The organism is Thiohalorhabdus sp. (assembly GCF_036628635.1).
In the GTDB taxonomy this organism is placed as follows: domain Bacteria; phylum Pseudomonadota; class Gammaproteobacteria; order Thiohalorhabdales; family Thiohalorhabdaceae; genus Thiohalorhabdus.
On the sequence record NZ_JAZKRM010000004.1, the window covers coordinates 77,782 to 98,028 of the forward strand.

The 20,247-nt window shown below is 67.8% G+C and carries 23 protein-coding genes; 15 read left to right on the top strand and 8 right to left on the bottom strand.

Annotated elements, in window-relative coordinates:
• Positions 1-25 precede the first annotated feature (25 nt).
• Positions 26-640, bottom strand: a complete 615-nt coding sequence (locus V5A19_RS02655; RefSeq protein WP_332317760.1) for a hypothetical protein — start codon at positions 638-640, stop codon at positions 26-28.
• A gap of 123 nt (positions 641-763) precedes the next feature.
• Between V5A19_RS02655 and V5A19_RS02660 the strand changes: the two genes are divergently transcribed.
• Positions 764-889, top strand: a complete 126-nt coding sequence (locus V5A19_RS02660) for a hypothetical protein (RefSeq protein ID WP_332317761.1) — start codon at positions 764-766, stop codon at positions 887-889.
• Positions 890-929: 40 nt separating this feature from the next.
• On the opposite strand, the gene V5A19_RS02665 is transcribed toward V5A19_RS02660, so the two are convergent.
• Genes V5A19_RS02665 through V5A19_RS02675 form a run of 3 tightly spaced genes read right to left on the bottom strand, consistent with a single transcriptional unit; the run spans position 930 to position 3,489 of the window.
• The gene (locus V5A19_RS02665) at positions 930-1,628 is read right to left on the bottom strand and encodes an HdaA/DnaA family protein (protein ID WP_332317762.1); all 699 of its coding nucleotides are present in this window, start codon (positions 1,626-1,628) and stop codon (positions 930-932) included.
• A gap of 6 nt (positions 1,629-1,634) precedes the next feature.
• Positions 1,635-2,183, bottom strand: coding sequence for a CDP-alcohol phosphatidyltransferase family protein (locus V5A19_RS02670; RefSeq protein WP_332317763.1), 549 nt, complete (start codon positions 2,181-2,183; stop codon positions 1,635-1,637).
• A 37-nt stretch (positions 2,184-2,220) separates the two neighbouring features.
• Complete coding sequence (locus tag V5A19_RS02675; protein WP_332317764.1) at positions 2,221-3,489, bottom strand: DUF2066 domain-containing protein; 1,269 nt, start codon at positions 3,487-3,489, stop codon at positions 2,221-2,223.
• Positions 3,490-3,524: 35 nt separating this feature from the next.
• On the opposite strand from V5A19_RS02675, the gene purM reads away from it, so the two are divergent.
• The 6 genes from purM (at position 3,525) to V5A19_RS02705 (ending at position 9,088) form a co-directional block, all read left to right on the top strand.
• Positions 3,525-4,568, top strand: coding sequence for a phosphoribosylformylglycinamidine cyclo-ligase (gene purM / locus V5A19_RS02680; RefSeq protein WP_332317765.1), 1,044 nt, complete (start codon positions 3,525-3,527; stop codon positions 4,566-4,568).
• Complete coding sequence (gene purN, locus V5A19_RS02685; protein ID WP_332317766.1) at positions 4,561-5,226, top strand: phosphoribosylglycinamide formyltransferase; 666 nt, start codon at positions 4,561-4,563, stop codon at positions 5,224-5,226. The genes purM and purN overlap by 8 nt, the downstream gene beginning before the upstream one ends.
• A gap of 64 nt (positions 5,227-5,290) precedes the next feature.
• Entirely contained in the window at positions 5,291-6,439 is a 1,149-nt protein-coding gene (gene metX, locus V5A19_RS02690; protein WP_332317767.1) for a homoserine O-succinyltransferase MetX, read from the top strand.
• A gap of 16 nt (positions 6,440-6,455) precedes the next feature.
• Positions 6,456-7,085 carry a methionine biosynthesis protein MetW gene (metW, locus tag V5A19_RS02695; RefSeq protein WP_332317768.1) on the top strand — a complete coding sequence of 210 codons (630 nt, stop codon included), beginning with the start codon at positions 6,456-6,458 and terminating at the stop codon, positions 7,083-7,085.
• Positions 7,086-7,188: 103 nt separating this feature from the next.
• Positions 7,189-7,629 carry a DUF4426 domain-containing protein gene (locus V5A19_RS02700; protein WP_332317769.1) on the top strand — a complete coding sequence of 147 codons (441 nt, stop codon included), beginning with the start codon at positions 7,189-7,191 and terminating at the stop codon, positions 7,627-7,629.
• Between the two features lie 130 nt (positions 7,630-7,759).
• On the top strand, positions 7,760-9,088 hold the full coding sequence (locus V5A19_RS02705) for a hypothetical protein (protein WP_332327696.1): 1,329 nt from the start codon (positions 7,760-7,762) through the stop codon (positions 9,086-9,088).
• A gap of 261 nt (positions 9,089-9,349) precedes the next feature.
• On the opposite strand, the gene V5A19_RS02710 is transcribed toward V5A19_RS02705, so the two are convergent.
• From V5A19_RS02710 to argA, 3 genes are read right to left on the bottom strand one after another with little or no spacing between them, the layout of a single operon-like run.
• Complete coding sequence (locus V5A19_RS02710; RefSeq protein WP_332317771.1) at positions 9,350-9,652, bottom strand: HNH endonuclease; 303 nt, start codon at positions 9,650-9,652, stop codon at positions 9,350-9,352.
• Positions 9,649-10,104 carry a hypothetical protein gene (locus V5A19_RS02715; protein ID WP_332317772.1) on the bottom strand — a complete coding sequence of 152 codons (456 nt, stop codon included), beginning with the start codon at positions 10,102-10,104 and terminating at the stop codon, positions 9,649-9,651. Before V5A19_RS02715 ends, V5A19_RS02710 begins: the two co-directional genes overlap by 4 nt.
• A 59-nt stretch (positions 10,105-10,163) precedes the next feature.
• On the bottom strand, positions 10,164-11,495 hold the full coding sequence (gene argA, locus V5A19_RS02720) for an amino-acid N-acetyltransferase (RefSeq protein ID WP_332317773.1): 1,332 nt from the start codon (positions 11,493-11,495) through the stop codon (positions 10,164-10,166).
• A gap of 348 nt (positions 11,496-11,843) precedes the next feature.
• Between argA and V5A19_RS02725 the strand changes: the two genes are divergently transcribed.
• The 8 genes from V5A19_RS02725 to ubiD all read left to right on the top strand — a co-directional run bounded on the left by V5A19_RS02725 (position 11,844) and on the right by ubiD (position 18,698).
• Positions 11,844-12,032, top strand: a complete 189-nt coding sequence (locus V5A19_RS02725) for a hypothetical protein (RefSeq protein WP_332317774.1) — start codon at positions 11,844-11,846, stop codon at positions 12,030-12,032.
• A gap of 9 nt (positions 12,033-12,041) precedes the next feature.
• On the top strand, positions 12,042-12,464 hold the full coding sequence (locus V5A19_RS02730; protein WP_332317788.1) for a Tll0287-like domain-containing protein: 423 nt from the start codon (positions 12,042-12,044) through the stop codon (positions 12,462-12,464).
• Entirely contained in the window at positions 12,431-13,111 is a 681-nt protein-coding gene (locus V5A19_RS02735; protein WP_332317775.1) for a methyl-accepting chemotaxis protein, read from the top strand. The genes V5A19_RS02730 and V5A19_RS02735 overlap by 34 nt, the downstream gene beginning before the upstream one ends.
• Positions 13,112-13,239: 128 nt before the next feature.
• Positions 13,240-13,572 carry an accessory factor UbiK family protein gene (locus V5A19_RS02740; RefSeq protein WP_332317776.1) on the top strand — a complete coding sequence of 111 codons (333 nt, stop codon included), beginning with the start codon at positions 13,240-13,242 and terminating at the stop codon, positions 13,570-13,572.
• Between the two features lie 292 nt (positions 13,573-13,864).
• A complete protein-coding gene (locus V5A19_RS02745) occupies positions 13,865-15,376 on the top strand; it encodes a YifB family Mg chelatase-like AAA ATPase (RefSeq protein ID WP_332317777.1) in 1,512 nt (503 codons plus the stop codon).
• A 257-nt stretch (positions 15,377-15,633) separates the two neighbouring features.
• Positions 15,634-16,164 carry a chorismate--pyruvate lyase family protein gene (locus V5A19_RS02750; RefSeq protein ID WP_332317778.1) on the top strand — a complete coding sequence of 177 codons (531 nt, stop codon included), beginning with the start codon at positions 15,634-15,636 and terminating at the stop codon, positions 16,162-16,164.
• Positions 16,155-17,030, top strand: a complete 876-nt coding sequence (gene ubiA / locus V5A19_RS02755; protein WP_332317779.1) for a 4-hydroxybenzoate octaprenyltransferase — start codon at positions 16,155-16,157, stop codon at positions 17,028-17,030. The genes V5A19_RS02750 and ubiA overlap by 10 nt, the downstream gene beginning before the upstream one ends.
• A 207-nt stretch (positions 17,031-17,237) precedes the next feature.
• Positions 17,238-18,698, top strand: coding sequence for a 4-hydroxy-3-polyprenylbenzoate decarboxylase (gene ubiD / locus V5A19_RS02760; protein WP_332317780.1), 1,461 nt, complete (start codon positions 17,238-17,240; stop codon positions 18,696-18,698).
• Between the two features lie 18 nt (positions 18,699-18,716).
• Here the strand turns inward: ubiD and lnt are convergent, their stop codons facing one another.
• Complete coding sequence (gene lnt / locus V5A19_RS02765) at positions 18,717-20,240, bottom strand: apolipoprotein N-acyltransferase (RefSeq protein WP_332317781.1); 1,524 nt, start codon at positions 20,238-20,240, stop codon at positions 18,717-18,719.
• Positions 20,241-20,247 lie beyond the last annotated feature (7 nt).

The window sequence follows — 20,247 nt, forward strand, 5'->3', positions numbered from 1 at the left end:
CCGAACCCTAAGAAAGGAAACTAGGCTAGGCGTAAAAGCGCTTAAGGGCCGCCTTTACCCCTTGGGCAGCTCCAGGACCGATGCGAGTGTCAGGGTCGAGATGGTCCGTGAAGACGTATTCGAAGCGCAGGTCCTGGAGGCCCAGGGCCCCCATCACCCGGTTCTCCCAGGACCAGTCGTCGTGGTGGGGAATCAAGGTGGGCCAACCGTCGCCACCGGGTTCCAGGACGGGGCCGAGGAACAGCATGCTCGGCCAGTGCTTGAAGTACAAAGCGGTGCTCCCGGGCGTACGTCCCGACATGGTGTAGAAGCGGATATTGCGCGACAGGCGAATGGTGCCGTCCAACGGCCGGTCGACCTCCCCCGGGATGCGCTGGACCTCGTCCTGACCGGCCAGGGCCTCGGCCCCCAGCGCATCCCGCCATTGATCCAGGTCGGCGCCCCCACGGGCGCTGGGCAGGAACAGGAAATCCACGCCTCCCGCAGCCACCAATTCGGCAGCCAGACCCCCGTCGAAGACAGGGGTATTGACCAAGATGCCCCCGGCCTCGCGGTCCCGGATCCAGTAAACGGCGGGAGACTGCTCCCCACCGCACACGTGATACACGGTTCGCCCCTTGCCCGCCACCAGCTCGTGCATCGGCTAGCCTCCACCACACCTCGGGAGGCGGCGTTGACACCCCCTAACGGCGTGGCTACATTTTCTTGAGTAAAGAAGGGGTTTTAACCCGCCCAACCGACCAGACAGGCACAGGAGCGACCCGTGGCCGAGGTCCTATTCCAAAGCCCCATCGGTATCCTCTCCCTCGTCACCGTGATCGGGGCCCTCGCCGTCATCATCGGCTGGCTCGGGATCTGGATGTACAAGATCAAGAAGTCCGGCAAGTAAGCCACTGGCCTTGGCCTGCTTAGTGTCCTGGGGCAGAACACTAGAGCCCGAGCTGGGCTTTAACGAAAGGCACGGTAAGACGCCGCCGCTCGGCGAGAGCGGCGGCGTCGAGGCGTTCCAGGGCAGCCATCAGCTGATGCATATTGCGGCTGTAGTAGCGCAGGAGGTAGATGCCCACCTCGTCTTTGACCGCCAGGCCCCGGGCCTCGCCGTGGCCCTGGAGCGCCGCTAGGCGCTCGTCGTCGCTCAATCGGCCCAGGGGGAAGCTGCCGCCCCAGTGCAAACGGGACCGCAGCTCCTCTCGCACCAGCTCCAGGGAATTGGGGTTGACGGTGGCGGCGGCCAAAAGCCGACCACCCTCCTCATTGAGGCGGTTATAGAGGTGGAACACCACCGCCTCCCAATCGGTGTCACCGGCGATCGCCTCCACCCCGTCCAGGGCCACCAGGCCGCCGCCGGAGCCGACCGCCAGCAGCGTTTCCGGGGAGACGCCCGCCGCCGCTGCCTCCCGCCGCAGCGCCGACAGCTCCCAGTAGGTACCCCCTCCCGCGCGCGCCGCTCCTTCCAGGAGATGGGTTTTACCGGCGCCGCTGCCACCCCACACAAAGGCGAAGCGGACCTCCGCCCGCAGCAAAGCCTGGACGCGCTCCCATGCCTCCCGCCCCTCGGCCCCCACTTGGAACAGGTCCAGCCGGTGGCGGTCGGGGCGATCCAGGACGAGCGGCAGCTGGCCCTCCATCAGTTCCTAGCCCGTGCCCAGTTCATGCTCGACCGCCTTGCGCAGCCACACCAGCACGTACTGCAGCCCCGAGGCGACGGTGGTTACGGCCACCGCCACGGCCAGGGGGAAGTGCCAGCCCCCTAAATCGATGGTGAGGGCGCCATCCACCAGGATCAGCGCAACATAGCCCAGCTGCAGGGCGGTGTTGGCCTTGGACAACAGGGTGGGCGCCACCTCCAGGCCGCTGGTTAGGTAGTGGTAGAGCAGCGCCCCCGTGACAATGATAACGTCGCGGGCCACCACGGCCACCACCAGCCAGAAGGGCACCCAGCCGAGCCAAGCCAGCGTGACGTAAAGGGCGACCACCAGCGCCTTGTCGGCGATGGGATCGAGCACCTTGCCCAGCTCGGTAACCTGGTTGTAGCGCTTGGCAACAAAACCATCGGCGGCGTCGGTAAGTCCGGCGAAAACGAATAATGCGAGGGCTCCGACGTAACTGCCTTCGTGCAGCAGCACCACCAAGATGGGAACCAGGATAAGCCGGAGCAGGGTAAGGGCATTAGCTAGCGTCACGACCTCACCTCGCCACCGGGGAAATAGCGGTTCGTCTTCAAGGCCGATAGGTGAAGATTAATCGAGGATCGACGGTGCGGGAATCGTCGCCACCTTGGGTCTGCTCATCGCCTTGCCCCGGGTCGCCAGTTTCCGTTTCGCCTTGCCCGGGAGCCGAAACCGGCTCCCTCTTGGGCTCCAGTAGATCGACCAGGCCCAGAATGCGGGCCGCATCTTGCGGAGGCCCGCGGAAAGCCAGGCGGAACCGAGCCTCATCCCCGGCGACCCGCTCCGGAGCGAGCGTCTGAACGGCCACCAACCGGCTCAGGGCACGCTCCACCCGGGCAAAACCCCCAAGCCCAGGAAGTCCGTCCACCACCATGCGGACGGTGGAAGCCTCGCCGGGATGCACCGCGTGCTTGCGCGCCAGGTACTCCAAAACCGCTTTCATGCCGTTGGCCAGGGCCTGGTCCGTGTGGGGGCCACTGGTGGTGAAGGCATGGCCTCCCTGCCGCTCCTGCAAGACCCACTCGGCCCGCATTCTGTCCCCCTTGCCGGCAAGCCGCAGGATCAGAACGGCTTCGGCATCATAGCGCCGGGATGCCTCTCCGATGGCCGCCCAGTCCTCCAGGAGCAGGTCCCGGCCATCCAGGCTGCGGCGATCGGTCCCGTCCATGAGGGGAAGCACCAGCGGCAGACCACTGCGAGCCGCGGCCCGGCGCAATGGCTCGAACACCTCCGGAGAGTCGTCCGGCCCCACCAGCTCCAGGCTGCCACCGTTTCGCTGGGCTACCCAGACCAGGATCCCAGGACGCAGCGCGCCCCAGACCGGCCAGTCCGACCGCCATAGGCCCTCGCGCACCGCCGCCGGGTCGAAATGGACCCGGATACGAGGTCCCTCGGGTCCTCCCCGGTTAAGAAACTGGAACTGGTTCGCCAGTGACGGTGCCCGCTCAATCAGACCTTCCTGCATAGCCGCATCCGCTGCCACCTCGGCGGTGCCTGCGACACGGATCAGGACCCGGGCCAGGGCCGCGCGCATGAGGTCCCGGCGCAGCGGACGGTCCCCGGTCTGCTTTGCCTCCTCGGGGTCAACACCGACAAGGCCGAGATCCTCGGTACCGGCCTCCGCCGTATACAGCTGATCCACACGGCCGCCGTGGGCGCCAGCGCCGGTGAGGAGAACGGCAAAAACCAGAATGAGTAAGCGGACCAGGGGGCGGGCGTGCATGCGCGGGAAACTATGCCACCCCCCGGGGCCCGTCAACCGTTTCACCCCCACCCGAATTGCCCCTTGGTTTTGGGCGGTGGCCTTTTCCTTTACCATTACTTCCCCTCACCGCCCCACCCGTGAGCGTTCCATTGAGCCAAGACCGCCAGCATTCCCTGACCTACAAGGACGCCGGCGTCGACGTCGCCGCCGGAGAAGCCTTCGTGGAGCGCATTAAGCCCCTGGTGGCTAAGGCGCAGCGCCCCGAGGTCCTGGGCAGTCTAGGGGGCTTCGGTGGCCTGTTCCGCCTGGATCCGCAGCGGTATCGCGACCCCGTGCTGGTGGCCGGCACCGACGGCGTCGGTACCAAGCTGCGCTTGGCCCTGGACATGGACCGCCATGACGGCGTGGGCATTGACCTGGTAGCCATGTGCGTCAACGACCTCATCGTCTGTGGCGCCGAGCCGTTGTTCTTTTTGGACTACTTCGCCACCGGCCGGCTCGACGCCGATCGCGGCGAGGCCGTGGTAGCCGGTATTGCCAGCGGCTGCGAGACTGCCGGCTGCGCCCTGCTGGGCGGCGAGACCGCCGAAATGCCCGGCATGTACGCCGGCGACGACTACGACCTGGCCGGCTTCGCCGTGGGCGTGGTGGAGCGCGACGGCCTCATCGACGGCAGCCGCGCCGCTCCTGGCGACGCCTTAATCGGGCTGCCTTCCTCGGGGGTACACAGCAACGGCCTGTCCCTGGCTCGGCACATCCTCGCCGACAGCGGCGCCGATCTGGCCACCGACCTGGGCGACACCACCGTGGGCGAGGCGCTTCTCGAGCCCACCCGCATCTACGTATCCGCAGTGCGTACCCTCACCAAAGCCGTTCCGGTGCACGCAATTGCCCACATCACCGGCGGGGGCTTGCCGGGCAACCTGCCCCGGTCGCTGCCCGACGGCGTCGGCGCCCGTCTGGAGCGTGACAGCTGGCCCCGGCCCGCCATCTTCCCGTGGCTGATGGAGCGGGGCAACGTCGCCCTTGATGAGATGCTGGCCACCTTCAACGAGGGGCTGGGCCTGGTCGCCGCCGTTCCCGAGGCACGCGCAGAGGCCGCGCTCCAGGCCCTGAGCCAGGCAGGCGAGCCCGGTTACCGAGTGGGCCGGCTGGTCGACGACCCCGCCCAAGGAGTGCACGTGGATGGCTGAAAATTGCCGCTGCGTGGTGCTGGTCTCGGGCTCCGGGAGCAACCTGCAGGCCCTGCTGGACCGGGCCGCTGAAGGCACCCTGGGCGCCGAGGTGACGGCGGTGGTCAGCAACCGGCCCAACGCTTATGCCCTAGAGCGGGCTGGCGCGGCCAGGGTCGCCACCCAGGTGGTGGACCATACCGCCTTCCTCGACCGGGCCACCTTCGATGCGGGCCTGGAGGACGCGGTCGCGCGGTTCGAGCCGGACCTGGTGGTGCTGGCCGGGTTCATGCGGGTACTGACCCCCGATTTCGTGGCCCGGTTCGGGGGGCGCTTAATCAACATCCATCCCAGCCTGCTGCCCGCCTTCCGGGGCCTCCATACCCATCGCAAAGCCCTGGAGGAAGGCTGCCGAATCCACGGCACCACCGTCCATTTCGTCACCGAGGACCTGGACGCCGGGCCCATCATCGCCCAGGCGGCGCTGCGGGTGCACGAAACCGATACTCCGGACAGCCTGCGCGAGCGCGTCCAGGCGCTGGAGCACCGCCTGTTGCCACAGGCGGTAGGCTGGTACGCCGAGGGAAGGCTGCGCACCGAGGCCCAGCGGGTCTCGGTGACCGGTCATGCCGATCCGCCCGGTGAGCTGTTCGCACCAGCTCCGGAGCCCGAATGGTGAGCCCCCGCCGGACCGATCCCCGCGCCCCCGAAAGGCGCGGGGCCAAGCGAGCCTGAGGGACCCCATGCCGGAACGGATCCCCGAAGATTCTATTGGCATCGTCGAGGGCGCTGTCGAGCACTTCGACGAGCCCCTGGAGCTGGAAAGTAGCGAGCGCCTGGAGGCGTTTGACCTAGCCTTCGAGACCTACGGCACGCTCAATCCCGAGCGTAGCAACGCCGTTTTGGTCTGCCACGCCCTTTCCGGGGACCAGCACGCCGCCGGCTATCTGTCCATGGAGGACCGCAAACCGGGCTGGTGGGACAACATGATCGGGCCCGGCAAGCCCCTGGACACCGAGCGCTTCTACGTAGTGTCGATCAACGTCTTGGGCAGCTGCAAGGGGTCCACGGGACCCTCCAGCATCAACCCCGCTACCGGCGAGCCCTACGGCCTCGAATTCCCCATTGTTACCGTCAAGGACTGGGTCGCCAGTCAAATACGGCTCATGGACCGCCTGGGCATAAGCCAATGGCGGGCGGTGGTGGGTGGCTCCCTGGGCGGCATGAACGCCCTGCAGTGGGCCATCGACTACCCCGAACGGGTGGAGGCCTGCGTGGCGGTGGCCGCCGCCCCCAAATTGTCCGCCCAGAACATCGCCTTCAACGAGGTGGCCCGCCAGGCCATCATGACCGATCCCGAGTTCCACGGCGGCCGCTACTACGGTGGCGAAAAGCCCCGGCGGGGTCTGGCCCTGGCGCGCATGATCGGCCACATCACCTACCTCTCCGAAGACGCCATGCGGGACAAGTTCGGCCGCGACCTGCGCAAGGGCCAGCCGCTGTCCTATGGCTTCGACGTGGATTTCGAGGTGGAAAGCTACCTGCGCTATCAAGGCCGGCGCTTCGTCGACCGCTTCGACGCCAACAGCTACCTCTATCTCACCAAGGTGCTGGACTACTTCGATCCGGCCGCCGACTACGACGGTGATCTTTCCCGAGCCTTCGCCCACTCGGACAACCGCTTTTTGGTGGTCGCCTTCTCCAGCGACTGGCGTTTCTCCGCGGAGCGCTCGCGGGAGATCACCCGGGCCCTGTACACCAACAATCTGGACGTCACCTTCGCCGAGATCGAATCGCCCCACGGCCACGACGCCTTTTTGCTCAATATTCGGGCCTACCACGACATGGTGGCCACCTTCATGGACCGGCTGAGCCGGGATGCGGGGCTATGACCAGCGGGGCCATGGCATGAAAACCGGAGCCAAGCGCTTCCGCGTCGACTTCGACGTTATCGAGTCCTGGGTCGAGCCCCGCACGCGCATCCTCGACCTGGGCTGCGGCGACGGCACCCTCCTGGCCCGGCTGCGGGACAACAAGACCATCTCCGGCTATGGCGTGGAGATCAGCGTCCACAACATCATCGCCTGTATCGACAAAGGGGTTCCGGTGATCCAGGCGGACCTGGACACCGGCTTGCAGGACTTCGAGCCCGATTCGGTGGACTTCGTGGTGCTGTCCCAGACCCTGCAGGCCATCCGCCATCCCCACTACCTGCTGCGGGAGATGCTGCGCGTGGGCCGCGAGGCCATCGTCTCCTTTCCCAACATTGGCCATTGGCTGGCCCGTGCCCAGCTGGGACTGGGCGGGCGCATGCCGCGGACACCGAGCCTGCCTTACAACTGGTACAACACCCCCAACATCCATCTTCACACTCTGCGCGACTTCGAGTTCCTGTGCCGCCAGGAGGACATCGAGATTCTAGAGCGCCGGGTGCTCGACCGCCACGGCCGCTCGGGCATGCTCGCTCACAGGCTGCCCAACCTTTACGGTGCCACGGCCATGTACCGCATCCAGCGGGGGCCCGGGATGAGCCTATAGCGCGGCCATTAAGCCCAACGGGTTATCGCCCCTATGGCGTCCCGGACACGGCCGACCTACACTGGGGACTATTATCCGGTTGCATCTTCGACAGGAGAGCCTAATGCGCCACCTGACTCTCGCCCTTGCAGCGCTCGCCGCCCTCGTCACCCTGCCCATGAGCGCCACGGCCCAAAAGCTCTTCGGCGATTACGTGGTCCATCACGGCACCATGCTCACGGCCAATCTCGACCCCAACGTGGCCCGCCAGTACGACATCCAGCGCAGCCAGAACCGTGGCCTAGTTACCGTGGCCGTGCGCAAGAACACCGAGGAGGGGCGCAGCAAGGCCGTCCGCGCCGATGTCCGGGCGGTGGCAGTGAACCTGTCGGCCCAGCGCCGCGAGCTGGACATGCATGAGGTGGACGAGGCCGAGGCCATCTACTACCTGGCCGATTTCCGCATCGACCCCCCGGAGACCGTGCGCATCGAGTTTCACATCCAGCCCGAGGGCAGCGACGAGACCCAGGTCTTTGAGATCTCCCGCGAGTTCCACGCCGAGTGAGCCTGGTGGCCAATTGCCTAGCTCGTGGAGGTGCGTTAAGCGTGAATTAAGGGGACCCGCCTAGCCTGACTGGTGCCAACGCTAACGGCCTCGCCGCAGGCCGCCCTCGACCCACCAAGGAGGCATAGCCATGGCACGCTCTCACGCCCCCCGCATGGTGCTGGGCCTGCTCCTGGCCCTGGCCCTGTGGCTTCCCCAAGCGGCCCAGGCCATCCCCGCCTTCGCCCGCCAGACCCAGATGAGCTGCACCACTTGCCACGCGGCGGTGCCCAAGCTCAACAGCTTCGGCGAGGACTTCGCCGCCAACGGCTATCGCCTGCCCGACTGGAAGGCCAAGCGCGAGAGCTACGGCGACGACCGCCTGAACCTCCCCGATTCCGTGCCCCTGGCGGTGCGCATCCAGGGCTTCGGCCAGCTGCGCTCGGCCGACCGCGCCAACAACAACGATGAGGCCGCCAACGCCGACTTCCAGAGCCCCTACTTCATCAAGCTCCTCGGCGGGGCGCCGCTGACCGACCACATCAACACCTACTTCTACGGCATCTTCGCCGAGAAGAGCGAGAACGGCAGGGTCCTGATCGAGGACGCCTGGATCCGCCACGACGACGTCTTCGGCACCGGCGTGGAGGCCATGCTCGGCCAGTTCCAGGTGTCGGACCTGATGTTCCCGCGCGAGGTGCGCCTGTCCTTCCAGGACTACATCCCCTACCGCATGGCGGGCATCACCTACGACCGCGGCCTGCTGCTGGAGCGCGGCTTCGGGCCGGTGGACGTGGCCCTCGGCGTCACCAACGGCAACGGCATCGAGGAAGGGCCCAGCCTGACCGCCAGCGGCTTCGAGCGCCCCGACCACACCTTCGACGACAACGACCGCAAATCGGTGTTCGGCCGCCTCGGCTTCGACGTCTCCGGTGTCGGGGTGGGCCTGTTCGGCCTCACCGGCGAGCAGCCCAACGGCTTCCAGCAGGAGGGCGGGAACATCAATACGGGGGGAAGCTCGACCATCCCGGATCACAAGGCGGAAAAGAAAATCGCCGGCGTTGATCTCTCCGGCAAGGTCGGTGGCAGCGTCTACTGGTACGCCCAGGGCCTGTACAACCAGTGGAACGATTTCCTCGCCGAGGGCGAGGACTACAGCTGGTGGGGCGCCTTCGCCGGGGTGGACTGGATCCCCAATGAGAAGTGGGCCTTCTCCCTGCTGTACAACTACGCCGACGCCGGGGACTTCGACGAAGTGCGGCTCACCGATTTTCCGGCCGTTTCCAGCAGCAGCGATCCCTTCGCCAACAACCGCTATGACGGCCTCAACCTCAACACCGTCACCTTCACCACCTCCTACTACTTCGGCACCAACGTCCGGGGGGTTATGGAGGCCAACGGCGACCTCCGGGCAACCAACAACTTCGCCCACCGCGAGGCCGAGCACTACCTGCTGCTGGGCCTGGACGCCGCCTTCTGAGCAAATAAGGGTACAGGGGCACGCATTCCCGCCAACAGGAAAGGGCACCCCGCACGGGGTGCCCTTCGTTTTCCCGGCTGGCTCAGCTATACCTGGCCGCACCCGATTTTTCCTGTAGGAGCCCAATTCATTGGGCGACCCGTTCGCCTTCGGCCCGGTCCCCCCACAAATCTCGCCCGGCGAAGCCGGGCTCCTACAACAGACAGCGGGAAACCTGGCTTAGCCTTTCGCGTAAGCGGGTGGCGGTTTGGCGTTTGGCCGTCACGAATCGCCGTCGAACAGGCCCTGCCACTCCACCGGCAGCTGGTATCGCTTGTCGGCGTTGCATTCGGCGCAGGCGGGCACGCAGTTGCCCTTGGTGGTCTCGCCGCCGCGGATCAGCGGCACCACGTGGTCCAGGGTCAGCTCCTTGGCCGGGAACGTGCCCCCGCAGTAGTGGCACACGCCCTTGGCCCGCCGGCGCTTCCACCACTGGCTGCGCTTGAGCTCGCGCGCCTTGGCCTTCTCACGGGCGACGTGCTCGTCCGAGGCGGGGATGAAGAACAGCGAATCATCGCCGCTCATGCGGCGGCCTCCTGGGCTTGGCCGGTGCCGTAGCCGAAAGCGCCCGTCCAGCCGGTGCCGGCCCGGTAGTCCAGGCGCACCCAATGGGGTACGAAGGGCTGGGGCTCGGCCAGGGGGAAGCCGTTGAGCTGGTGACCTTCCGCTAGGCTGCAGTGCCGGCTCATGACCGGCCGGAAGCGCAGCCGCAGGCGCCCGTTCGCCGCCAGGACCTCGCCGTCCTCGGCGTCCTCGGCATCACCGGTAGCCGGGAAACGGACCCGGGTGCGGATCAGGCAGCTGAAGAACAGCTCCAGCTCCACCGTCAGCGGCTCGGCCCGGTGCGCCAGGGCGCGGCGGGCCGCCGGGGTGAGGTGCAGGGCTACGGGGCGGCCGTGGACGGAGATTGTTTCGGTCGGCTCCCGACCGGCCCGGTTTCGGGCCAGGAAGCTGTTGCTCGGGCTGGGCATGGGCATGGGAGTATCCTTTACCCCTTAGGTGCCGGCGGCCGGCGGCGGTTCCGCCGAAATCGGGATCACGCCGAAAGGTCCTTCCAGAAGACCTTGGAGCGCCGGTCCAGGTTGTACAGGCCCTGGCGGCCCACCGGCAGGGCGTCCAGGCCCACCTCCTTGAGCCCGCGCTCGCGGAACCAGTGCTCGGCGCGGGTGGTAAGCACGAACAAGGCGCTCAGCCCCCAGTCCCGGGCCCGCTCCTCCGCCTCGGTGAGCAGGATGTCGCCGCGGCCCTGGCCTTGGTAGTCGGGGTGCACGGCCAGGCAGGCCAGCTCCGCCGCCTCGGCGTCGGGGAAGGGGTAGAGGGCGGCGGTGGCCACCACCGTGCGGTCGCGCTCCATGACCAGGAAGCGGTCCACCTCGGCCTCCAGGCGCTCGCGGCCTCGCCGAACCAGGGTACCGTCGGCCTCCAGGGGCTCGATCAGCTCCAGGATGCCGCCGATGTCGTCGGCGGTAGCCGGCCGGGTCTCCTCGTAGCGGTCGGCAGCGATGAGGGTGCCGATGCCGTCGCGGGTGAAAAGCTCCTGGAGCACTGCGCCGTCGCGGTGGCGGCTGACCAAATGCACGCGCGGCACCCCGGCCTGGCAGGCGCTCAGGGCCGTGCGCAGGTGGAGGCGGATCTCTTCGGGCAGATCCCGGCGAACCGCCAGGACCTGGCGGATCTCCTCCAGACCCACCTGGCGCTGGAGCTGGCCGTTGATGTCGGTCAGGCCTGGCGCGTCCACCAGGAACAACAGCTTGTCGGCCCGAAGGGCGGACGCCGCGGCGGAGGCCACCTCCTCGGCGCGGAGGTTGAACAGCTCGCCGGTGGGGGAATAACCAATGGGCGACAGAAGCACCACCTCGCCGGCATCCAGCCGCCCCTGGATGCCCTCGGCATCGACGCTGCGCACCTCGCCGGTGTACTCGTAGTCCACACCGCCGCGGACCCCGAGGGGCCGGGCGCGCACGACGTTGCCCGTGCCCACCACCAGCCCAGCACCCGCCATGGGCGTATTGGCCAGGCCCATGGACAGGCCCGCCTCGATTTCCAGGCGCAGGCGGCCCACCGCCTCCTTGACCGCCCCCAAGGCGGCGGCATCGGTCACCCGCAAGCCCTGCTCGTAGCGGGGCCCGAGCTCATGGGTGGTCAGGCAGGATTCGATCTGGGGGCGGGCACCGTGCACCAGCACCAGGCGTATCCCCAGACTGTTGAGCAGGGCGAGATCGTGGGCCAGCGCAACGAACTGACCATCGCTGAGCACTTCGCCACCGAAGACCACGACGAAGGTACGGCCCCGAAAGGCGTGGACATACGGGGCGGCAGCGCGAAAAGAGCCCACAAAACCGAGCTGGTCGTCGGTACCAGTACCCATGATGGCCCGCCGGATAGGGAAAATGCCGAGGTCAGCCTAGCATAACGGTCTTGAACCGCCCACGGCCCGAAACATTCCTTTCATAAATGCCAATCCCTTCTTAATATGCTATTGAACCTTTAAGTTGGGACCGTACGCCAGAGTAGCCGCTTCCCCATACCGGGGCGCTACTCCCGGTTTCTCGATTGCTGCGGAAGGCTTATCAAGCATAAGGGGGTCGCCGTGGGGAAGCGGCCACACCAACCCGGACCGGCAGCCCGAGCGTCCTGTGCACTGGGCACTGGCTCATGCTGAGAGCCAGCGCCCACATCCGGGCCAAACCACCATATGGAGTGGGATGATGGCCTTTTGGAAAATATGGGCCTGGGAAGCCAGATCGCCATCTTTGCGGGGGCCGCCATGGGCATCCTGGTGGCGGTGCTGTTAACCGGCTACGCCTACCAGGCGGGGGGGTCCGTCATCGAGGGCGAGGTGGCCAAGGCCCGCGGCCTGGTGCTCATGGCCGAGTCGGCGCGGGAGCAGATAGCGGAAAAGTGAGAGAAGGACATCTACTCCACCGACAAGGTACGGAGCTGGGTCGCCGAGGCGGGGACCAAGGAAGCCCGCAAGGACATGATCCTGTCCGCGGTTCCGGTGGTGACCGCCTGGCGCACCGCTCAGGCCAAGGCCGAGGGGGCCGGTTTCACGTTCAAGCCTATCCGGGAGAAGCCGCACAACGCGGACCACACCGCTTCGGAAACCGAGATGCGGGCCATACGCCACTTCCGCAACCACCCCGACGCCAAGGAATACTCGTTCGTGGATGAGGAGGCCAACGCGGTTGGTTATTTTCGCCCCGTCCGCCTTGGGGAGGTCTGCAGGAACTGCCACGGCGACCTGAACGCTCTCAGGCGCTTTGGGGCCGATCGGATGGCAAGGACATCACCGGCTACCCCATGGAGGAGGTGGCCAACTCCGCCCAGGAGGTGAACCAGGTGGTCCAGGACGTGGCCAAGAACATCACCGAGGTTTCCGATTCCGCGTCCCAGTCGACGAGCACCACCAAGGAGGGCCTGCAGGCGGTGGAGCAGGCCTCCGACCGCATCAACCAGCTCAAGGCCTCCGGCGAGCGGGTGGATGAGATCATGGAGACCATCCAGGCCATCGCCAAGAAGACCGACCTGCTGGCCCTCAATGCGGCCATCGAGGCGGCCAAGGCCGGCGAGCAGGGCAAGGCCTTCGCGGTGGTGGCCGACGAGGTGCGCACGCTCGCCGAGCAGACCTCCCAGGCCACCGGGCAGGTGAGCGATGTGGTCAACGACGTGCGCATCCACTCCGACTCGTCGGTGGCGGCCATGGATCAGGTGCAGGAGAAGATGAACGAGGTCCTGCGCATGATCGAGCATACCGACGCCACCGCGAACCAGATCGCCTCGGCCGCCGAGGAGTTGGCGGCGACCATGCCGGAGACCACCGATAACATCGGCGAAGTCTCCTCCAACGTGGAGCAGGTCAGCGACAGCGTCAGACAGATCGAGGAGGCCTCGCAGCAGCTCGGCGAGCTGGCTTCTTCCCTCCAGGAGGCCCTCGCTCAGTTCCGGGTGCGCACAGGCGAGGGCGCCGGCTCGGGGGTCTAAAAACCCCTAGCCCGACCTGCCGCACCAGAGAGAGGAGCCCACCGGGAAACTGGCCAGCATGCCTTTCCGGTCTGCTAGGATGGTTAGAGGCAATTACCTCTCCGCCAAACCGTTCTGGAGGCACGTCAATGAGCCAATCTTCTTCCGGCATGCTGGACAATCTGGCCCGCGAGATCGGACAGGCCTTGGGCCGGTTGGGTCTTCCGCCCGAGCGTATCGAAGAGGCGGTCCGAGACGCCGTGCGTCCCGTTCTGGAGCGCATGGACCTGATCACTCGGGAGGAGTTCGAGCAACAGCAGCAAGCCCTTGAGCAGACCCGTCGGCGGGTGGAAGCCCTCGAAGCCAAGCTGGGCGTGACACCGCCGCCCGGTAGCGAGGGGGGCACTCTCCAAACCGAGCCCCTGGCGACCGACCCCGGGGATCCCTCCGCCGACTACGACCCTAACGAGCCCCGCAAATAAAACCGCCCCGGGCACAAGCAACCGGAACGAAAGATTGGCTACCCGCTCCGGTCAGGAGCGGGCCGTGCGGGGGCCCGCCTGGCCGTGCGAGGTGTTAGTGGAGCGACCCGCAGAGGTCCCAACGGCTTGTCCGATAAATCGGGGTCCTACACAACCAACAGCTCCTGTATGAGGACGGCTCCGCCGGGAGCCCCGATTGCCACGGTCGGCAACCGCTCCTTCGGAACCCGGTAGCAATTGGGGTCTGCCTGTCTGAGCCAATCGCCTAGTCAGCATGAAAAGGGGGGAAACCTTGGCGCACGCGGTAATCGCGAGCCGTGCCCTGGCGGGTGTGGCGTCGCCGCCGGTGGAAGTGGAGGTGGATCTGGCCGCCGGCTTGCCCACGCTTGCCATCGTTGGCCTACCCGAGACGGCCGTTAAGGAGGCCAAGGATCGGGTGCGGGCGGCCCTGGTCAACAGCGGCTACGAGTTCCCCACCGCCCGCGTTACCGTCAATCTGGCGCCGGCGGATCTGCCCAAGGACGGCGGCCGCTACGACCTGGCTATCGCCCTCGGCATCCTGGTGGCTTCGGGCCAGCTACCGCGGGAGGCGGTGGCAGGCTACGAGTTCCTGGCCGAGCTCACCCTGGATGGCCGCCTGCGGCCGGTCACCGGGGCCTTGGCGGCGGCGCTGGAACCGGCCCCCGAGCGCGGTGGTCTGGTGGTGGCCGGGGACAACGCCGCCGAGGCGGCGGTAGCCGACACCATCCCCGTCTACGGGGTCGATAGCCTCAACGCCATCACCGCGCACCTCCGGGGCGACGAGCCAGTGGCGCCGGCCGCCGCCGGCCGACCCCCGGACCATCACCCGCCGGATCTGGCCGAGGTACAAGGCCAGGCTCCCGCCAAGCGCGCCCTGGAGGTTGCGGCCGCGGGAGCGCACGGGCTTCTGATGAGCGGCCCGCCGGGCGCAGGCAAAAGCCTTCTAGCACGCTGTTTCCCCGGCATCCTGCCGGGACTGGAACCGGCCCACCAGATCGAGGTGGCCCGCATCCGCTCGGTTCAGGGCGAAGCGGTCACCGCCCTGGATCCGATTCCGCCGTTCCGGGCTCCGCATCATTCCGCCTCCCAGGCCGCCCTGGTGGGCGGTGGCAGCCCGCCCCGACCCGGGGAAATTACGCGTGCCCATCGGGGGGTATTGTTCCTTGACGAGCTGCCCGAGTTCCAACGCTCCGTCCTCGAGGCCTTGCGTGAGCCACTGGAGACCGGGGAGATCGGCATCGCGCGGGCCCAGGGGAGCACCCGTTTCCCGGCCCGTTTCCAGTTGCTGGCTGCCATGAATCCCTGTCCCTGCGGCTATCTGGGCGATCCCCGGCACGCCTGCCGTTGCACGCCGGCCCAAATCCAACGCTATCGGGGGCGCCTCTCCGGCCCCTTGCTAGACCGGATCGACGTCCAGCTGGAGGTGCCCGCTCTGCCGGTGGAGGAGCTGCGGCCCGGTACCCCTGGGGACGGTGAGCCCTCGGACGTGGTCCGACGGCGAGTGGAGGCGGTCCGCGCCCGCCAGTTGGCCACCATGGCCGCCCCCGCAGGGAACCTCAGCGGCCAGGGTGTCAGAGCTTACTGCCGCCCCGACGACGACGGGCTCGCTTTCCTGGAGACGGCCAGCAAGCGCCTGGGGCTATCCGCCCGCGCCTACCACCGCATCCTCAAGCTGGCCCGAACCGTGGCCGACCTCGCGGGGGACACCACCATCGGTCGGGGCCATATCGCCGAGGCGGTCCACTACCGCCGGCTGGATGGGCAGACCAACGGTGGCGCCTGACGTCGCCCTGCGGGAAGGACCTGGCCCGCAAATGCCTAGGGGTTCTGCGCGCCAGCACGGCGGGCGCCGCTAGGAAGCGCGACGCAGGCGGGCTGGCTGCCCGTCCAGGAGCGCTGACGCCGCGCCGTCCGCCATGCTGGGCTGCCCGCAGGGAGCATCGGAGCCGCCCAGGTCGCTCAGACCCCCTAGGCATTTGCGGGCCAGGTCACTAGAATTGCGCTTCCGTTATCCCCCCGCCACCCGGGCCCCTCGGTATCATGACCGACCCCTTTCCCGCCGAGACTGACCTTTTCCCCACCCTGGGGCGTTGGCAACCGCCCCGGGCCTGGATAGGCCGACTCGCCGAGCGCGCCCACCTGGCCGATTGGCTGACCCTGGACGACTCCCTGAGCAAAGCCCTACGGGCTGCCTGCGGGGGAACCTTCGCTCTCCGCATCCACGACCGCTGCCGGGTAGCGCTGCCCCCTGGTGCGGCCGACCTTTTGGATCGGCCGGCGGGAGAAGAGGTGGCCAAGCGGGAGGTCTTCCTCCAGTGCGACGGCGCCGACGTGGTATTCGCCCGCAGCTGGATCCCGGACGGCGTCCTTGCCGATCCCGGGGAATATCCCCTAGGGGATCGGCTGTTCGACCCCGATTCCGGGCTCCGGCGTCTGCGGCTGGAGGCCGCGCCGGTGGCCGGTCCCGAGGGCGAAACCCTGTGGGCCCGGCGCTCCCTGCACGAGACCCAAACCGGTCGTCTGCTGGTGGGGGAGGTCTTCCTGCCCGCGATGGATTCGGTATGCCCCTGACCGCAGCCAAGGTCAGCCAACGGCTCGGGGCCTACGCCCGGCTGATGCGCCTGCACCGGCCCATCGGTACCCTGCTGCTGCTATGGCCCACCCTGTGGGCGCTTTGGATCGCCGGCGAGGGGGCGCCGCCAGCCTGGATCGTGGCCGTTTTCGTGATCGGCACCTTCCTCATGCGCTCGGCCGGCTGCGTCATCAATGATTACGCCGACCGTGAGATCGATCCCCACGTGGCCCGCACCCAGAGCCGCCCGCTGGCGGCTGGCGAGGTCCGTCCGGGCGAGGCCATCGCCCTATTCGTGGGCCTGTGCCTGGTTGCCTTCGGCCTGGTCCTGCTGCTCAACCGGCTGACCCTGTATCTGGCCTTGGTGGCGGTGGTGCTGGCGGCCACCTACCCCTTCATGAAGCGCTACACCCACCTGCCCCAGGCCTACCTGGGCATGGCCTTCGGCTGGGGCATCCCCATGGCCTTCGCCGCTGTTTCCGGCGCCGTGCCGGCCATCGCCTGGATCCTGTTTGCCGCCAATATCTGCTGGACCCTGGCCTACGACACCATGTACGCCATGGAGGACCGACCCGACGACCTCCGGATCGGGGTCCGCTCCACCGCCGTGCTGCTCGGTGCCTGGGACCGCACGGCGGTAACCGCCTCCCAGCTGGGAGCCCTGGTTCTGCTGGGCCTGGCCGGGACCCAGGCCGGCCTCGGCGCCTGGTACGCCGCGGGACTGGTGGGCGCGGCGGCCTTCGGCGGCTACCAGCAGTGGCTAATCCGCAACCGGGAACGCGGTCCCTGCCTGCGGGCCTTTTTGAACAACCAGTGGCTGGGCGGGGCGGTGTTCGCCGGGATCGTGCTGGAATATTTACTGTGAGGGGTGAGGGAAGGCGCAAAGACACCGGCAAAGGCAGGATCCGCAGATGACCCGGATGGCGCAGATGACGTCAAAAATCTCGGACCTTTACCGGAACTGTTGTGTCGTTCGCCTTGCCCATCTGCGGTCATCGGCGTCATCTGCGGATAAGCCGTTGGCGCCGTTACACCTCACACCTCACGCCTCACACCTCACCGGGGATCCCCCATGAAAGACCTCCGCGCCTTCATCGACCACCTCGAACAGCGGGGGGCACTCAAACGCATATCCCGCCCCGTGGACCCCCACCTGGAAATGACGGAGATCAGCGACCGGGTCCTGCGAGCCGGCGGCCCGGCACTGCTTTTCGAGCAGCCCAAAGCCGGCGACTGTCCGGCCCTGACCAACCTGTTCGGCAGCCAGCAGCGCATCGCCTGGGCCATGGGGCGCGAGTCCACCGCCGAGCTGCGCGAGGTGGGCCGGCTGCTGGCCTACCTCAAGGAGCCCGAGCCCCCGGGGGGCTTCCGCGAGCTGTGGGACACCGTCCCCATCCTGCGCAAGGCCCTGAACATGCGGCCCAAGGAGCGCAAGAACCCGCCGTGCCAGGAGGTGGTGCTGGAAGGCGGCGACGTCGACCTCGCCCGGCTGCCGGTGCAGACCTGCTGGCCCGAGGACGCCGGACCGCTAATCACCTGGGGCATCACCCTCACCCGCGGCCCGGACAGCCAGCGCCAGAACATGGGCATCTACCGCCAGCAGGTGATCGGCGCCAACCGCGTGGTCATGCGTTGGCTGGCGCACCGCGGCGGGGCCCTGGACTACCGCCGCTGGCGCGAGGTCCACGGCGACGCGCCGTTCCCCTTAGCCGTCTCCCTGGGCCCCGACCCGGCCACCATCCTGGCGGCGGTGACCCCGGTTCCGGACACCCTTTCCGAGCACCAGTTCGCCGGCCTGCTGCGCAACGCCCGCACCGAGCTCGCCACGGGCCTCGGCGTGGACCTGCAGATCCCGGCCCACAGCGAGATCGTCCTGGAGGGCCACATCTATCCGGACGACACCGCGGTGGAAGGCCCCTTCGGCGACCACACCGGCTATTACAACGAGACCGAGACCTTCCCCGTGCTCACGGTGGAGCGCCTCACCCACCGCCGCGATCCGATCTATCACACCACCTACACGGGCCGCCCCCCGGACGAGCCCGCGGTGCTGGGCCTGGCCATGAACGAGCTGTTCGTGCCCCTGCTGCAGAAGCAGTTCCCGGAGATCACGGACTTCCACCTGCCCATGGAGGGCTGCTCCTACCGCATGGCGGTGGTGTCCATGACCAAGCAGTACCCGGGCCACGCTAAACGGGTGATGATGGGTGTCTGGTCCTTTTTGCGGCAGTTCATGTACACCAAGTTCGTCATCGTGGTGGACGCCGATATCGCCATCCGCAGCTGGGACGATGTGGTGTGGGCGCTCACCACGCGTGTGGATCCCACCCGGGACACCACCCTGGTGGACAACAGCCCCATCGACTACCTGGACTTCGCTTCCCCGGTTTCGGGGCTGGGCTCCAAGATGGGCATCGACGCCACCAACAAGTGGCCGGGCGAGAGCGATCGCGAGTGGGGCCAGCCGGTTCGCATGGATGCCGACACCCGGGCCCAGGTCGACGCCCTGTGGCCGGAGCTGGGACTGGACTGAAAGTTGAGTAAGCGCCGCTTAGCGCCGAAATCGGCGGGGTAGAGGGCCGCGCCAGAGGAAGGCCGCCGCTACAACCAGGGCCAGGGCCAGCCCTCCCGATAGCCAGCCGCGGGCAAGCACCTGATAGGGGGTGACCCCGGCCCGGGGCCTGACCTGGACTTCGGCCACCCCGGCCTGGTCCGGCGGGATAGCCGCCAGCGCTCGGCCGGTATGGTCGGTGGCAAAGGTCAGGCCGGTATTGGCCACCCGCAGCATGGGCCGGCCCATCTCACGCGCCCGCACCCGCGCCAGCTGGGCGTGCTGCGCTGGGCCTATGGACCGGCCGAACCAGGCGTCGTTGGTAACGTTGACCAGTAACGTGGCGCCGCGATGGACGGTGGCGGCCACCTCCCGGGGGAAGGCGTCCTCGTAGCATATGGACAGGCCCGCCCGGTAGCCGCCGAGCGCCAGCGGCTCGGCGCTGTCTCCGCCGACGAAGGTTCCCCCGCCGGGTACGAACCGCTCGGCGAAAAACAAAACGCTGGACAAAGGCACGTACTCGCCGAAGGGCACCAGGTGGCGCTTGCGGTAACGGCCCTGGTGGGCACCCAGGGCCAAAACGCTGTTGTAGAAGCGCTGCCGGCCCGCCACCCATTCCCGCTCGGGGACCCCGACCAGGAGGGTGCTGCCGCGGGCGCGAGCGTCGGTGGCCAGGCTGTTGAGGTAACCGGTAGCGCGGTCGGCGTACAGGGGGACGGCCGTCTCGGGCCACACCACCAGGTCGGCGTCAAGGTGCGCGCGCGTCAGCCGCTCGTAGCGCCCCAGGATCTCGCCTCGGCGCTCCGCGTCCCACTTCTCCCCCTGGGGGACGTTGCCCTGGACCAGCGCGGCTTCCACCGCCGGTCCGTCGGGCCGGGTCCAGTTCCACCCGGCGGCCACTGAGCCCGCTCCTGCCAGGGCCGCAACCGCCAGCAACGGCACCGCCCCCACCAGCCAGCGCCGGTGGGCCAGGCCCCGTCCGGCCAGCAGAACCAAACCGTTAACCACGGCCAGCACTAGGCCGGTGCCAAGGCTACCGGCCACCGGGAGCCAACCGGCCAGGGGTCCCGGGGCCTGGCTTGCCCCCAGACTGAGCCAGGGGAAACCGGTGAAGGCCCAGCCCCGCAGGGCCTCCAGGCCAACCCACAATAGCGGCAGGACCGCGGCAAAGCGTAGCGCCGCCGGGCCACCGAGCCAACCGCCAAGCAGGGCAAACAAGGCCGGATAGAGGGCGCAATAGGCTACCAGCAGTACCCACGTGGGCACCGCAAGGACTAGCGGCATGTGGCCAAAGGTGTGGATAGTTGGCAGCAGCCAGTACAGGCCAAAGCCGAACTGCCCCAGCCCGAACCATAGACCCCGCCGGAAGCGCAAGCCGGGTCCGGGAGCTTCGCTGACCGCGAAAAGGGGGATGAGGGCCACCCAGGCCAGGGGGTAGAGAGACCAGGGGGCGAAGGCCAGGGGCAGGGCCAGGCCGGCGGCCAGGCAAAGGAGGTCGAAACCAAGGCCGCCAGGGCGCGTCACAGCAGGA

Excerpts from the sequence above, each read along its gene's own strand:
- V5A19_RS02675 (WP_332317764.1), bottom strand. The coding sequence starts at position 3,489 with ATGGTAAAGGAAAAGGCCACCGCCCAAAACCAAGGGGCAATTCGGGTG.
- V5A19_RS02735 (WP_332317775.1), top strand. The coding sequence starts at position 12,431 with ATGGAGGAGGTGGCCAACTCCGCCCAGGAGGTGAACCAGGTGGTCCAG.
- V5A19_RS02665 (WP_332317762.1), bottom strand. The coding sequence starts at position 1,628 with ATGGAGGGCCAGCTGCCGCTCGTCCTGGATCGCCCCGACCGCCACCGG.
- metW (WP_332317768.1), top strand. The coding sequence starts at position 6,456 with ATGAAAACCGGAGCCAAGCGCTTCCGCGTCGACTTCGACGTTATCGAG.
- argA (WP_332317773.1), bottom strand. The coding sequence starts at position 11,495 with ATGGGTACTGGTACCGACGACCAGCTCGGTTTTGTGGGCTCTTTTCGC.
- V5A19_RS02715 (WP_332317772.1), bottom strand. The coding sequence starts at position 10,104 with ATGCCCATGCCCAGCCCGAGCAACAGCTTCCTGGCCCGAAACCGGGCC.
- V5A19_RS02705 (WP_332327696.1), top strand. The coding sequence starts at position 7,760 with ATGGCACGCTCTCACGCCCCCCGCATGGTGCTGGGCCTGCTCCTGGCC.
- metX (WP_332317767.1), top strand. The coding sequence starts at position 5,291 with ATGCCGGAACGGATCCCCGAAGATTCTATTGGCATCGTCGAGGGCGCT.
- ubiA (WP_332317779.1), top strand. The coding sequence starts at position 16,155 with ATGCCCCTGACCGCAGCCAAGGTCAGCCAACGGCTCGGGGCCTACGCC.
- V5A19_RS02740 (WP_332317776.1), top strand. The coding sequence starts at position 13,240 with ATGAGCCAATCTTCTTCCGGCATGCTGGACAATCTGGCCCGCGAGATC.
- V5A19_RS02655 (WP_332317760.1), bottom strand. The coding sequence starts at position 640 with ATGCACGAGCTGGTGGCGGGCAAGGGGCGAACCGTGTATCACGTGTGC.
- V5A19_RS02700 (WP_332317769.1), top strand. The coding sequence starts at position 7,189 with ATGCGCCACCTGACTCTCGCCCTTGCAGCGCTCGCCGCCCTCGTCACC.
- V5A19_RS02710 (WP_332317771.1), bottom strand. The coding sequence starts at position 9,652 with ATGAGCGGCGATGATTCGCTGTTCTTCATCCCCGCCTCGGACGAGCAC.
- ubiD (WP_332317780.1), top strand. The coding sequence starts at position 17,238 with ATGAAAGACCTCCGCGCCTTCATCGACCACCTCGAACAGCGGGGGGCA.
- purN (WP_332317766.1), top strand. The coding sequence starts at position 4,561 with ATGGCTGAAAATTGCCGCTGCGTGGTGCTGGTCTCGGGCTCCGGGAGC.
- V5A19_RS02750 (WP_332317778.1), top strand. The coding sequence starts at position 15,634 with ATGACCGACCCCTTTCCCGCCGAGACTGACCTTTTCCCCACCCTGGGG.